The sequence below is a fragment of the Roseibium denhamense genome, assembly GCF_009711415.1.
GTDB lineage: Bacteria > Pseudomonadota > Alphaproteobacteria > Rhizobiales > Stappiaceae > Roseibium > Roseibium denhamense.
Map to the genome: position 1 here is coordinate 1 of NZ_SMLZ01000090.1, position 13,590 is coordinate 13,590.

Sequence of the window (13,590 nt, forward strand, 5' to 3'; positions counted from 1 at the left end):
AAGATAAGTCGATTCAAACTTGTCTAAAATTGTAACTATCTCAAGTTAGTTATTGTTTTTACGACATGAATTCAGTTTCCCTGTTGGCGTATTAGGGTCTCGTAATTAAGGAAGGGCTTGGCTGGATGATGCGCCTGGCCTATCAGTCAGGCGTCCGGGCGCGGCTTAAAAAGTTCGATAACGCCCAAATTTTTTTGAAGACCAAGCGTTCATGAGCACTCATGAAGGCCATGTGTTCCAAAGACTTAAAAGAATTCTCATTGATAGTTTTGAGGATTTTGGGAAGCTGCCTTGAGGCATCCGAACCGGATTGAAGAATGTCTTGCCGGTCCGCAGCGGTTCTCATGCCCGCATCGGCTCTGTGCAAGCGATTTGGCAACAATTGATCTCAGTTGCCGCCGAAATCGAAGAGCGCAGCGCCTTGGGCGGGCATTGGGCCCCAAAGACTATTTCATGGAGATCTCGTGAGAGCGGCCACAAGGCTACCGGGGGCGTTGTTAGTCGTCGGTCGCGGAAATGTGGTGTTCAAGCAGCTCACGGCTCTGAACTGCTGCAAATTCCACCGCAATTCCCCCCTCAATCCCGCGGACGACACGGGCGCGCATTTTGCCCAGCTTGATGACGTCGCCCATTTCCGGCATGACATCGGTCGCGATTGCTGCTCCGGACAGAGATACATCAATAATCCGGCACATATGGTCGCTGCCGTCCGGCAGGACCATTTTGGTCATTGGATTTTTGGGAACAAAGCGGTCGTGCCGACGGTCTTCGGGAAGATTGAGTTCGTCGCGATTGGCAAGCCAAGTGAGGATATTGGCGATTTTATCCCGTTTCCGGGCGGTGTTGCGCAATTCGACCGCGAAGCCGCCGTCAATGAGACGGGACACACGGCCCTCCACACGGCTCAGATGGTCCAGGTATGCAACAACGCGCTCCCCAACGTGGCCGGATACGGGGGTGATCATGGCCATGCCGCCAGGTGACATATCAATCACCTGACATGGATATTCCCGGCGGTCCTCCAGCATGAAACGGCCAAGTATATTCACCTGAACCCGTTGGTGCCGGCGGCGGTCTGTGACCTGAAGCGATTTGCTTCCCTCTGTTGCTGGTGCCAATCCGGCGCTCATGCCTGCTTTATCCAAAACCATGCGCAAAAGCGCATCCCCCACATCTGAGAATCGCGAAAATTCCCTAATGCACATTAGGGAGGTGGGGTTAATGATGTGTAAGAGTGTACCTTACACGCCAAAAGGTCTAGGACTTTCCGCCTGAATATACCGTCAGATGGCCAACTTTTCGCTCTGCGCCGGTCGGCAGGGCCGATGTTGGCATTGAAACGCCCTCTGCGGTGAACCGCGGCATAATCGGATTAACGCCTACACGATCGTCTGCAAAGTATGGCCGCTCGTCCGGCCAAACGAGCCGGAGGCTGGAAATGGACTGCTTGAGAATCGGGTGCAGTCCCATCCAGTAGGGCTTGTCCATTGGAGTGCAGGCGCCAAGGATGCGAATGCGTCCTTCGCCGGGAACGTTTAGCGGCAGGAGGACCATTTCCATCTGCAGGACCTGTCCTCGCTCGGTGTGGCCATTTATGCCGACAACGGCTGCAGCCGCATCTTCGGTGATAGCTGCAATCAGGCTTTCCAGGGCCTCACGGTCTTTCATGCTCCATCCGCGCAGAAAGTTGCGTCCTTTCAATTCGCGGCAATGAGCTGAACAAAGGCGGGTTCCGGCAAGACGATAGCGCACATCACGCGGTCCGTTTGTCTCAAGAATGAACGTGTCACCCAACAGGCCGCGGATTTCACCCGGGTCGATTTCGCTGCGGTTCGGTGCGGGACGGGCACCGCGCAGAGAATCCCAATATGAGTAGAGGGTTTGGGTTACACCGTGTTTCATTTGACTACGCCTCGTTCCCATTTTTGTCCGCTGTTTCGTCTCAAGACACGTCTTGTTTCAAAGCGGGACACATTGTTGCCGTTTGCAGTGTTTGACGGGAACGTTGCAGACGGCATGCCAACTCACCGTATCGCAATGCGAATTTGGCCGTTAACGGCTTGTTAGGGTTAATGGCGGGTTAAGCTTGAGCGTTGATGCGCTGTTTGGCAGATTTACGTTCTGTTCAGGATATTGGCGGGCGGGAGGCTGCCAGTGTTGAAGACCAGGCCGCCTGTCGGTAGGTACAGCCACACAAGAGCTGCGCCGGACAAAAGAGCGCCGGTCCTGTCTGACAGGGGGGTCCGGTTTGGGCGTGTGGGGACGCGGCCGAATTGTGGGGCAAGGAAAACGCCGGTTGCCGCTAATGGCCGCCGGCGTTTTTCTTGAATTGGCAGGCGTGCCCGTCAAGCCATTCACTCTATGTTTCAAAGGTGCACACTGTGAACGAAACGCAGCCTTTGTTTTGTTCCAGATCGTGGATAGAACTAAGCTTGTAACAAGGCCGGATACCCATGAACGTTTATCAGTTTGACGAAGAGCGCGAACGCAGGCTGCGTGAGGAGAGCGAACGCCAGCGGCAGCAGAGACCTTCTCAGCCGCCTGCGGTCAATCTGCCGAAAATCATCATCTGGCTGAGTGTGGCGCTCATCCTCATTCACTTGGTCCGCAGCTTTGTATTGCCCACGGCATGGGACAATATCCTGGTCTACTACGCAGGTTTCTGGCCCGCCAAATATCTCCCAGCGGTGCTTGCGCAATCCGGACCCCTGACGCTCCTGTCCAATGCCTGGTCATTCGTCACCTATAGCTTGCTGCATGGCGGTGCCATGCACATTATCTTCAACCTGCTTTGGATGGCGATTTTCGGCAGCGCCGTCGCGCGCCGGTTCGGCGCAGGGCGGTTTTTGGTCTTCTCTGCCTTTTGTTCCGTTGGGGGCGCGCTGGCTCATATCGGGACACATTGGGGGGAGGCGGCGCCAATGATCGGCGCGTCGGCCGCTGTATCCGGACAGATGGCTGCCGCAATCCGGTTTGTCTTTGAACTGGGCGGGCCGCTTGGGGCGTTCCGCCGGTCTGATCAAGCCGCTTATTATGTGCCGGCTCAACCCCTTTCTGAGTGCTTCCGTAATCAACAGGTCCTGGTTTTTGTCGCTGTTTGGTTTGGTCTCAACCTGTTTTTCGGGTTGATGAGCGGCGGACAGGGTTCGAGCATCGCCTGGCAGGCGCATATCGGCGGGTTTGTCGCCGGTCTTGCCCTGTTCCCCTTCTTTGATCCCGTGCCGCAGCGCCGTGTTTAAACAAGGGCACGTCCCCTGTTTGCGCAGACGTTTTTTTTTGCAATGATGGTCACCCGCCGTTGGGCGGTTGATTCATGCCGAGGGAGGTTTTGCGCATGACCGTAGCCGCGATCTTGAGTGGGAAGGGCCACGAGACGATAACCGCGCATAAGGATTCGCCGTTGATTGAGATCTGCGAAACCTTGGCCAAGCACAAGATTGGTGCTGTTGTGGTCTGCAATGGCGATATGGAAATTGAGGGTATTGTGTCGGAACGTGATATTGTCAGGGTTCTCGGCACACAAGGCAGCAGTGCGTTGAACAGCCCTGTCTCCTCGGTGATGACCAAGGAGGTTGTCACCTGTTCAGAGGAAAACAGCGTGAACGAGGTCATGGCGCGCATGACGCAAGGCCGTTTCCGCCACGTGCCGGTCGTTAAGGACGGCAAACTGACAGGCGTTATCTCGATTGGTGATGTCGTCAAGCACAAGATAGCTCAGGTTGAACTGGAAGCTGAGCAAATGCGCAGCTACATCACGACCGCCTGATCGCCGCCCAAAAGCGTATCGTTCAAGACGAGCAAGGTCCGGGCACAGAGATGCCCGGACGCATTTAGCCGATCAGGATTTTCCGTACACGTCTTCCGGATCGTAAACCCGGTCCGCTTCCACCTTTTTCAGCTTCATGGCAGAGCCATCGGTTGCATCAATTTCGCGGAAGAAGCACGAGCGGTAGCCCACATGGCAAGTTGCCCCGTTTCCGCCGACCGTAACCTTGAGAACAAGCGCGTCCTGATCACAATCGGTCAGGATCTGATGCACCTTCTGGACTTGCCCGGAAGTTTCGCCTTTTTTCCAGTATGACTGCCTCGAGCGGCTCCAGTACCAGGCCTCTCCGGTTTCTATGGTGCGTTTTAAAGCTTCCGCATTCATGTACCCGAGCATCAGGACGTCTCCCGTCCCGGCATCAGTTACAACAGCGGCAATAAGTCCGTCGTGGTCGAATTTCGGCATCAGCAAGTCACCGGTTTCGACCACGGACTTTTCACCGCGTTCGGAAAAACAAATATCGCACATCGGTCGGGAAATCCTTGCCTGGAATAGTTGCCGGCAAGGAAGGAGAGTGTCAGCCGCCCTTGCCGCGTACCATCGTCATGAACTTGGCCTGTTCGGCCGCATCGTCTTGAAACACACCTGTAAACTGGGTCGTGATCGTCGAAACACCGGGTTTTTGAACGCCGCGCATGGTCATGCACTGATGCTCAGCTTCCAGCATGACAGCCAATCCACGCGGAGCGAGGGTATCGTCAATGGCCGATGCGATCTGCGCAGTCAAGTTTTCCTGGGTTTGAAGGCGCTTCGCATAGATGTCCACGACCCGCGCGAGCTTCGACAGTCCGACGACGCCCTCTGCCGGATAATAGGCGATATGCGCTTCACCGATAAAGGGCAGCATATGGTGCTCACAATGGGAATGGAACGGAATGCCGCGCACGAGCACGATATCCTGATAGCCCCCTACATCTTCAAACGTGCGTTCCAGATGCTCGATCGGATCTTCGAAATAGCCGCCATAGAGCTGCGTCAACGCCTTTACGACGCGTTTCGGCGTTTCCACGAGGCCTTCGCGCTCCGGATCGTCTCCGGTCCAGGCCAATAGTGTGCGCACGGCCGCTTCCGCTTCTTCGCGGCTTGGTCGTTGCAATTGGTCTGGAGATTTACGTTCGAATTTTTTTTCTACCGGCTTGAGGACAGCGTCCATGGGGATCCTCGCAAATTTACCCTTGTCACTCGTCATACGGCGTTAGCCTTTGCACAGATCATGAAATTTGCCCCAAAGCCGGGGAGCCTTATCATAATAATCGCAAAAAGCGAACGCTCAGTTTCTGAGCGGGTTTGGCCGGCATCAAACGCACTTACAGCGCCTTGTGTTGCCAACTGCGACCACTCTGCCTATTGCAGAATTGCTACGGCGACTGATCTATATATAGGAATGGATCGCGCCCGCAATGTGGCACTTGTTCACCGGCTTTCACGAAGAGGCGAGAATGCTCGACGATATTTACAATTCGAAGATCCTCGAGTTCGCAGGCAACATTCCGCATGTGGGCCGGTTGGAGAACCCAGATGCAAGTGCGAAGGCCCATTCCAAGCTTTGCGGATCCACCGTGGTCGTGGACTTGTGTCTCAAGGGCGGCGTGGTCACGGATTTTGCCCATGACGTGAAAGCATGCGCTTTGGGCCAGGCTTCAAGCTCGATCATGGCTCAGCACGTCGTTGGTGCGTCGGCGGATGAACTGCGGGCGCTCAAGACCACCATGCACGCCATGCTGAAGGAAAACGGACCGGCACCGCAGGGCCGGTTTGAGGATCTGAAGTATCTAGAGCCGGTGAGGGAATACAAGGCCCGCCACGCATCAACACTGCTGACGTTTGACGCGGTTGTCGATGCACTCGATCAGATCACCGCGAACGCATCCAAGGACGGCGCGGCGGCTTAAGCGCATGTGCCGCCCGTCAGATCAAAACAAACGGCTTTCTTCGGACCGGCTCTCCTGGCCATCACGGGCTGCCATCGGTCTCATCTGGCTGTACCGGCACAGCTTGTCACTTGTCATGGGCAGAGCCTGCCGCTATGCGCCCACTTGCTCCGACTATACAGAACAGGCAATCCGCAGGTTTGGATTTTGGGCTGGTGGTTGGCTCGGCCTGTCGCGGATCCTGCGTTGCAATCCGTGGGGTGCTTCGGGGTTTGATCCGGTGCCGGAGGTTCTTCCTGAAACTGCGAGCTGGTACTTGCCTTGGAGGTACGGCCGCTGGACGGGCGGCCATATCCCAAAGGAGCAGCGGCTCGACTAGATACCTGGTTGTGTCATTCGGTTCATGTCGCGGCGTGTTCTGAACGAATGTTATCACACAGGCGGCGTTGTTCAGCTTCCGGTCAGCTTGCGCGCCTATGGATGCTTCCGGCCGACTGGGCCAAGTTTGCTGGTCAGAGACTTGCCGTTTCTTGCGAAATCACCTATCAGCTTGTCCGTCCACAGACACCAAACGCTTACCTGCCTTGTCTGCAGGAGTGAGCTGGAGAAAACGATGATACATTTGACTTTCCCCGACAATTCCGTGCGCGATTATGACCCTGGCACCACCGGGTCCGATGTTGCTGCGAGCATTTCCAAATCGCTGGCGAAAAAAGCGGTTGCCATGGCGATTGACGGCGAGCTGCGTGATCTGTCCGATCCGATCAGCGCCGATGCCAAAATCGAAATTGTGACCCGGGACGATCCGCGCGCGCTGGAGCTCATTCGCCACGATGCCGCCCATGTGATGGCCGAAGCTGTTCAGGAACTGTGGCCGGGCACGCAGGTCACCATTGGGCCGGTCATCGAGAACGGTTTTTACTACGACTTCAAGCGCGTTCATCCCGAGAGCGGGGACGATTGGCCGTTCACCCCGGAAGAGCTGCCGGTCATTGAAAAGAAAATGCGCGAGATCATCGCGCGCGGTGCGCAATTCACCAAGGAAATCTGGAGCCGCGAAGAGGCCAAGACTTATTTTGCAGCCAAGGGCGAGCATTATAAGGTCGAGCTGGTCGATGCCATTCCGGAAGATCAGGAACTGCGCATTTACAAGCAGGGCCAATGGCTGGACCTGTGCCGTGGCCCGCACATGGTCTCCACCAAGCAAATCGGCGATGCCTTCAAGCTGATGAAGGTCGCAGGGGCCTACTGGCGTGGTGACAGCAATAACGAAATGCTGACCCGTATTTATGCGACCGCGTGGTCTAACGAAAAAGAGCTGAAGGGCTACCTCCACATGCTGGAGGAAGCGGAAAAGCGCGATCACCGCAAGCTTGGCCGGGAAATGGACCTGTTCCACTTTCAGGAAGAGGGGCCGGGTGTCGTCTTCTGGCACCCCAAGGGCTGGGACATCTTTCAGAATCTGATCGCCTATAAGCGCCGCCGCCTGCGCGGGACCTATGACGAAGTGAATGCACCGCAAGTTCTGCATACTTCGCTCTGGGAAACCTCCGGCCACTGGGGCTGGTACAAGGAGAACATGTTCGCCGTTCAGAGCGCGGATCCAGAGAGCGAAGACGATCGCGTCTACGCGCTTAAGCCGATGAACTGCCCGGGCCATGTTCAAATCTTCAAGCACGGTTTGAAGAGCTACCGCGACCTGCCGATGCGCTTGTCCGAATTTGGTGTTGTTCACCGCTATGAGCCGTCCGGCGCCTTGCACGGCTTGATGCGTGTGCGCGGATTTACCCAGGATGATGCCCACGTCTTCTGCACCGAAGAGCAGATGGCTGACGAATGTTTGAAGATCAACGATCTGATCCTGTCGGTTTATAAGGATTTCGGCTTTGAAGAGATCGTCGTCAAACTGTCGACGCGGCCGGAAAAACGCGTTGGTTCCGATGAAAACTGGGATCATGCAGAAGGCATCATGTCCGATGTGCTGAAACAGATCGAAGAGCAATCAGATGGCCGTGTGAAGACCGACATTCTTCCCGGCGAAGGGGCATTTTACGGTCCGAAATTCGAATACACGCTTCGGGATGCGATCGGCCGCGAATGGCAATGCGGGACGACCCAGGTCGATTTCAATCTGCCGGAACGTTTCGGGGCGTTTTATGTCGACAGCAATGGTGAGAAGAAAACACCGGTTATGATCCACCGGGCCATCTGCGGCTCCATGGAGCGGTTCCTCGGGATCCTGATCGAAAACTACGCCGGGCATTTCCCGCTTTGGTTCTCGCCGTTGCAGATCGTCGTTGCTACGATTACCTCCGAAGCCGATGCCTATGGTCAGGAAGTGGCCGATCTTCTGAAGTCCAAAGGCCTGAAGGTCGAGACGGATTTCCGGAACGAGAAGATCAACTACAAAGTCCGTGAGCATTCGCTTGCCAAGGTTCCGGTGATTCTGGTCTGCGGCATGCGGGAAGCAGAAGAGCGAACCGTCAATGTGCGGCGCCTCGGCTCAAAGGACCAGACACCCATGGGGCTGGATGAAGCTGTTGCCGCGTTTGTGGACGAGGCGACACCGCCGGATCTCAAGTGACACTGCGGACTTTTTGTTAACGGAAAAAATGCCAGCTTGCACACTGCCTTTACTTAAGGGCAGTGTGTTGTCATAAGACTGCAACAGAGTGTCTGTTAGAGCGTTTAAATTACGCCATTTTGAGATGGCGAGCTTGGCGTAGACAATGGAAACAACAAAGTCGGCTACCGTGGATTTCGCAGAATTCAGTTATGCCAATCCGGATCATCATCCGGTAAAGCGTATGGTTATCCGGTCCATCGAACACCTATCAGGACGACGGAAGCTTCTTGATCTTTATGAGATCTGGAAACACTCAATCGTGACCACGGACTATATGTGGAGCGAGCTTCTGCGCCTGATCAATATTCGTGTGTCCGTTGATAGCGGTGAGTGGCCGCCGAAAAACGTGCCGGACGGTCCTTTGGTGCTGATTGCAAATCACCCTTACGGGATTGGGGATGGTCTGGCGATCTTGTCCTTAGCCGAGCAGCTTGGGCGTCCGTTCAAGATCATGATCAACAATGAGTTGCTCAAGCTTCCCGAAATCCGGCCGTTTTCCCTTCCGGTTGATTTTGAGGAAACGAAGGAAGCGCTGAAGACGAATATGGCGACCCGTAAAGAGGCCTTGGAGCTTTTGGCGGGTGGCACGACAATTATCGTGTTCCCGGGCGGGGGCGTTGCAACCGCGCATCAGCCTTTCGGGCGAGCGGAAGAACTGCCTTGGAAAACTTTCACGGCGAAGATGATCCGGTCATCGAAAGCGACGGTGCTGCCCATCCACTTTGAAGGTCAGAATTCCTGGCTGTTCCACTTGGTCAGCCGGTTTTCCTTGACCTTGCGACTGTCTCTTTATGTTCGTGAGTTCCGCCGGACCCTTGGGCAAGCAATCACGGCACGTGCTGGAGCGCCGATCTCGTACGAGACGATTTCCGGTCTCAAGGATCAGAAGCAGGTTATGGACTTCCTTCAGTCCAAGGTTATGGAAATGGCGCCGCCCGACAAGAAACAACGGCTGTTGAGCCGGCACCGCTAACCACCGTCCCGCCGAATAGTCTTATGATCGCAGGCTGTACTGGAAAATCGGTGCAGCCTTTTTTATGAGCGGGAGAAGGACAGGCAGCTTCAGTTTTGTGACGTCTGGCGGCTGAGCAGCTCGCTGATACTGGTGACCACTTCAACTTCGCGGTCTTCGCCGGGAGTGACCTCGAACGTGTGCAGGTAGGTTCTGCCGTTGTTTCGTGCCACCGCTTCGTATTCTCCGGCAGCAAGCACAAAGTCGGGGAATGCCCCGGTTGCCTCAACCACCACATCACCGCCGGGGCTGAGCACCGACCATGTTGTATTGGCGATGGCTTCCCCGCCGCGCTCGTTCACCAACTTCAAGGTGATGTCCGCTGCCTTATGGAAGATTGTTGCTTCGGTCAGTTTTCCCGGCAGAACCTGAATGTCGGCTCGAATAACCGCATTCACATCGCCATACCGGCTGACCACGTGGTACGTGTCGGCATTCAACCGGACGATTGAGCCCGGTTTGACGTTGCTGGCGATCAGGTCCCGTTCCCCGCGCTCGTCGAATTCCATGCCGTAAACATCAAAGGACACAGGTTCTGAACCAAGACTGTCGCCGTCTTGAAGGGAGGCATCGAACTTGATGCCACCGGCATTCAGCGTGACCATCTTGGACATCACTTCCTTGCCAATGACGATGCGGTTCGTTGCCTGGGCGTAGCCGTAGGCTGTGTGGATCAGATATGTGCCTGGATTGAGGCGGAACTCGGCGTCGCCACCTTCGGATGTCGCAACCAGCTGCAGCCGCCCATCCGCATTCGTGGTTTCAGAGTAAATCCGCCAGATCAGACCGTCATAAAGCGGTTTGCTGTCCCGTGTGAGCTTTGCCATCAGATAGATGGCGCCCTTATTAAGCCCTTCGGAGACACCGGCTTCTGAGGAAAAGGCCGGGGCATAGGGAACCAGTGTGTCGGAGAACAGCGGTTCCGGTTCCCGGTCCAGGAGATTTTCAATGGAGCGGGCCGGCGACGTTTGCGGCTGGCTCAAATCCGGCTTCGCTTCAGGCACTGGCGGTGTTTCGGCGGTCTGCGCATTCGCCAGACCGGATACACTCATCGACAGCCCCAAGCAAACCGCAAGGAGTACAGCAACGCGTACCGAAAACCGCGCCGGCATCCAGCCGCTCACATCGCTTAATGTATTCACCATGCCCACTTATTATTGCTCAACCCGCCCGGCTGCAAGAGTTGTGAGGTTGTGTATGCCCTGTTTCCTTCAAATGGGCCTCAAAATCGGGCAAATTCAAGACCCGCTATTGTGAAGTTGACAATTACGGTCAATCAATTAGGAAGAAAGTTTCAGATGAAACTATTTCGGAAGGCAGGCAGATGACGGGCCATACTTCAGGGTCTCCGGACACCGTTCGTTTCCTCCAAAGCCGGCGCTCGCATCCGGCGGTCACCATGTCTGGCCCGGGGCCGGACGCGGCGGAACTCGAAACACTTCTGTCGATCGCGGCAAGGGTTCCCGATCACGGCAAATTGGCACCATGGCGGTTTATCATTTATCCCGCTGACAAAGCGGACGTAATCGGTGCTGAATTGGCGCGGCTTTACGAGCAAAAGACCGGCCCCCTGGATGACGCGCAACGCGACAAGGAACTTACGCGCTTCTCACGGTCTCCCTGTGTCATCGGTGTGGTGAGCCGGGCCCATGAACATGCGAAGATCCCGCTTTGGGAGCAGCAGCTTTCCGCCGGTGCCGTTTGCATGAACCTGATCACTGCGGCGGCTGCGAGCGGATACGCTTCGCAGTGGCTCACCGAATGGTTCAGCTTCGATGACGAGGCGAGCCGGTTTCTCGGTGCGGGGGAGGGAGAACGGTTCGCTGGTTTCATTCATATAGGAACTGCCACCCAGCCGCCGGTCGAGCGGCCGCGGCCCAACCTGCCTGACATTGTATCCTCCTGGACGGACAAGGACTGACATGTTCTACGAACCTGCAAAGAATAATCACGGATTGCCGCATAACCCATTCAAGGCAATCGTGGCCCCACGGCCAATTGGCTGGATTTCGACTTTGGACGCCGATGGCAAGCCGAATCTCGCGCCCTACAGTTTCTTCAACTGTGTCTGCGATACGCCGCCAATCGTGATGTTTTCATCTTCGAACTACAAGGACAGCGCGGCAAACGTTGATGCGACCGGCGAGTTCGTCTGCAACATGGCGAGCTTTGATCTCAAGGACGAGATGAACCAGTCTTCCGCTGCTGTGCCACACGGAACATCCGAATTCGATCTTGCCGGACTTGAAATGGCGCAGAGTGAGCTCGTCAAAGCACCCAGGGTCGCAAGGGCGGTCACCGCACTGGAATGTAAACACCTGCAGACGGTCCGGATGAAAGACTTGGACGGCGCCGACACCAACAGCTGGGTTGTCTTCGGTCAGGTTGTCGGAGTGCATATCGATGATCAGGTGATTGTCGACGGACTGGTCGATGTAACCCGCTACAAGCCGCTGTCCCGTCTGGGGTACATGGACTATGCCGCAGTTACTGAAGTGTTCCAGATGGGGCGGCCGAAAGTCTAGAACCTGCCTCTACGGGACCTCTTACCCGGGCCGCGCCGATGGATTCGGTGCGGTTCGGTGATTTTTCTTGCCTCAATCCTGTGAATCAGGCCTATTTTCGGGCGTGGACACCAAAGCGCAAATAACCGCAATCCCAAGAAAAGGGCTGCCACGCAGCGTTGTGTCCACAAAACCGGCTAAGCGTATTGGTAGAATTGCCGAGTAAGACCAACAAAAAAATCGGTCAGTTTCCTAAAAGTCGGGCGCTTGTGAGTTGTTAAGGTTTTGTTAACCTTTTCGGCGCGAAAGTTAACAAAGTAATAATTTGTTCCGTCGAGGAGACAGGGTCATGCGAGTTGCTGACACCACCTCGATCGCGTCTCGGATCGAGCTTGCGTTTCAGTCTGCGAGTACATCAACGGGTACGTCATTCGACTACCTGGTAAAGACAGCTGCGCGGGAATCGTCGTTCAACCCAACGGCAAAAGCCAAAACATCCAGTGCGACCGGCTTGTTCCAGTTCATTGAGAGCACCTGGCTTGAAACCATGAAGGAAGCAGGCCCGCGGCACGGGCTTGAAAAATATTCTGATCAGATCCAAAGGTCGAAGAGCGGAAAGTTCTACGTCAAGGATCCGGAGGCCCGGCGCGAAATTCTCGATCTGCGCAAGGATCCCGAGATCTCGTCCATGATGGCCGGGGCTTTGACCCAGAAAAACGCCGCCTACCTGGAACGCAAGATCGGGCGCGAACCGACGGACGGTGAGCTCTACATGGCGCATTTTCTGGGCGCGCATGGGGCGAGCAAGCTGATTGACGCAACAGCCAGCAATCCCGATATGCGCGCTGACGCAATGTTCAAGCCGCAAGCGCGGGCGAACAAGCCGATCTTCTACCACTCGAATGGCAAGGCCCGGTCGATGGAGGAGGTCTATCAGGTTATTGTGTCTAAGCATGACGCTGTAACGATGATCGCCGAGGCCAATGGCAAGAAGAATCTCCGGACGTCCGGCGCCCTCCTGAATGTGGCGACCCTTCCGAACGCAAAACCGGTGAACGAGATTCCGACACACAGTTTTGCTGAATTCGACCATCTGGCTGGAGACCCGGCCGCTGCCTTTGCCATGCGGTCCAAGCCTCAGCCGCCGGTTCAACTGGCCGATGCAGGCGGTCAGCCGCGGCAGCTCCCCGCCGAGCCAACGGTGACTTTCGCACAAGCGAATGTCCCTATACCTGAAGGCCGCCCGGGGCAGCCGGTTGTAGATCCTTCTCAAGTCCCGGGCCCTGCAGCACAAGCAACCGTGATGGCGTCCGCCGGAAACAGTGTGCCGGATCGGCAGCTGCCGCCGCCGCAAGACCCACAGGAAGCCTCCATCAATGGTCCGGATTACACCGCGCCGTCATCCCGTGTACTGACTGCTTTCCAGGCGGCCGAAACAGCAAATCCGTTTGAAGCACTGTTCCGGAACGATGAAAACTCGTCCGATGCTGGCTTGAATCCGAGATTTGCTTCGGCATTTGCGGCGGTTGAGGAAGTTGCGCTTTATGGCGCATCCAATCAGGTGGCTGCTCAAGAGCTGGTTCTTGCCAATCAGGGCGGGCCGCTCGATTTGACCCGGTTTCTGCGTTTGAAGGCGGAAGAGGAGCAGAAGGACCTTCTGCCCCCGGCTTGAATGTGCTTGGCGGAAAGCGTGATCCATTGGTGATTTTATAGTGAACGGATCGTTAAGCCTTTGCAGTCATAGTTAAATG

Annotated in this window: 14 protein-coding genes; 9 read left to right on the plus strand and 5 right to left on the minus strand. The window is 55.8% G+C overall.

Annotation, left to right across the window (positions count from 1 at the left end; translation table 11 throughout):
- Window positions 1-497: 497 nt before the first annotated feature.
- Both E1180_RS03660 and E1180_RS03665 read right to left on the minus strand, forming a co-directional pair.
- Window positions 498-1,130: a PilZ domain-containing protein gene (locus tag E1180_RS03660; RefSeq protein WP_155189781.1), complete on the minus strand. Its 633-nt coding sequence runs from the start codon at window positions 1,128-1,130 to the stop codon at window positions 498-500.
- 127 nt (window positions 1,131-1,257) lie between these two features.
- Complete coding sequence (locus E1180_RS03665) at window positions 1,258-1,902, minus strand: PAS domain-containing protein (protein ID WP_196220517.1); 645 nt, start codon at window positions 1,900-1,902, stop codon at window positions 1,258-1,260.
- A gap of 551 nt (window positions 1,903-2,453) precedes the next feature.
- On the opposite strand from E1180_RS03665, the gene E1180_RS03670 reads away from it, so the two are divergent.
- Complete coding sequence (locus E1180_RS03670) at window positions 2,454-3,239, plus strand: rhomboid family intramembrane serine protease (protein WP_155189733.1); 786 nt, start codon at window positions 2,454-2,456, stop codon at window positions 3,237-3,239.
- Window positions 3,240-3,334: 95 nt separating this feature from the next.
- Window positions 3,335-3,766 carry a CBS domain-containing protein gene (locus E1180_RS03675; RefSeq protein WP_155189734.1) on the plus strand — a complete coding sequence of 144 codons (432 nt, stop codon included), beginning with the start codon at window positions 3,335-3,337 and terminating at the stop codon, window positions 3,764-3,766.
- Between the two features lie 72 nt (window positions 3,767-3,838).
- Here the strand turns inward: E1180_RS03675 and hisI are convergent, their stop codons facing one another.
- Both hisI and folE read right to left on the minus strand, forming a co-directional pair.
- Entirely contained in the window at window positions 3,839-4,294 is a 456-nt protein-coding gene (gene hisI / locus E1180_RS03680) for a phosphoribosyl-AMP cyclohydrolase (protein WP_155189735.1), read from the minus strand.
- Window positions 4,295-4,343: 49 nt separating this feature from the next.
- On the minus strand, window positions 4,344-4,979 hold the full coding sequence (folE, locus tag E1180_RS03685) for a GTP cyclohydrolase I FolE (RefSeq protein ID WP_155189736.1): 636 nt from the start codon (window positions 4,977-4,979) through the stop codon (window positions 4,344-4,346).
- A gap of 286 nt (window positions 4,980-5,265) precedes the next feature.
- Between folE and E1180_RS03690 the strand changes: the two genes are divergently transcribed.
- From E1180_RS03690 to E1180_RS03705, 4 genes are all read left to right on the plus strand, one after another.
- Complete coding sequence (locus tag E1180_RS03690; protein ID WP_155189737.1) at window positions 5,266-5,718, plus strand: iron-sulfur cluster assembly scaffold protein; 453 nt, start codon at window positions 5,266-5,268, stop codon at window positions 5,716-5,718.
- Between the two features lie 4 nt (window positions 5,719-5,722).
- Window positions 5,723-6,076 carry a membrane protein insertion efficiency factor YidD gene (gene yidD / locus E1180_RS03695; protein ID WP_155189738.1) on the plus strand — a complete coding sequence of 118 codons (354 nt, stop codon included), beginning with the start codon at window positions 5,723-5,725 and terminating at the stop codon, window positions 6,074-6,076.
- A gap of 234 nt (window positions 6,077-6,310) precedes the next feature.
- On the plus strand, window positions 6,311-8,281 hold the full coding sequence (gene thrS, locus E1180_RS03700) for a threonine--tRNA ligase (RefSeq protein ID WP_155189739.1): 1,971 nt from the start codon (window positions 6,311-6,313) through the stop codon (window positions 8,279-8,281).
- 145 nt (window positions 8,282-8,426) lie between these two features.
- The gene (locus E1180_RS03705) at window positions 8,427-9,296 is read left to right on the plus strand and encodes a lysophospholipid acyltransferase family protein (protein WP_155189740.1); all 870 of its coding nucleotides are present in this window, start codon (window positions 8,427-8,429) and stop codon (window positions 9,294-9,296) included.
- A gap of 89 nt (window positions 9,297-9,385) precedes the next feature.
- Here the strand turns inward: E1180_RS03705 and E1180_RS03710 are convergent, their stop codons facing one another.
- A complete protein-coding gene (locus E1180_RS03710; RefSeq protein ID WP_208996916.1) occupies window positions 9,386-10,387 on the minus strand; it encodes a hypothetical protein in 1,002 nt (333 codons plus the stop codon).
- Between the two features lie 272 nt (window positions 10,388-10,659).
- Here E1180_RS03710 and E1180_RS03715 point away from each other — a divergent pair, with 272 nt between their 5' ends.
- The 3 genes from E1180_RS03715 (at window position 10,660) to E1180_RS03725 (ending at window position 13,511) form a co-directional block, all read left to right on the plus strand.
- On the plus strand, window positions 10,660-11,256 hold the full coding sequence (locus E1180_RS03715) for a nitroreductase family protein (RefSeq protein ID WP_155189741.1): 597 nt from the start codon (window positions 10,660-10,662) through the stop codon (window positions 11,254-11,256).
- 1 nt (window position 11,257) lies between these two features.
- Window positions 11,258-11,860: a flavin reductase family protein gene (locus E1180_RS03720; RefSeq protein WP_155189742.1), complete on the plus strand. Its 603-nt coding sequence runs from the start codon at window positions 11,258-11,260 to the stop codon at window positions 11,858-11,860.
- 328 nt (window positions 11,861-12,188) lie between these two features.
- The gene (locus tag E1180_RS03725) at window positions 12,189-13,511 is read left to right on the plus strand and encodes a transglycosylase SLT domain-containing protein (RefSeq protein WP_155189743.1); all 1,323 of its coding nucleotides are present in this window, start codon (window positions 12,189-12,191) and stop codon (window positions 13,509-13,511) included.
- Window positions 13,512-13,590 lie beyond the last annotated feature (79 nt).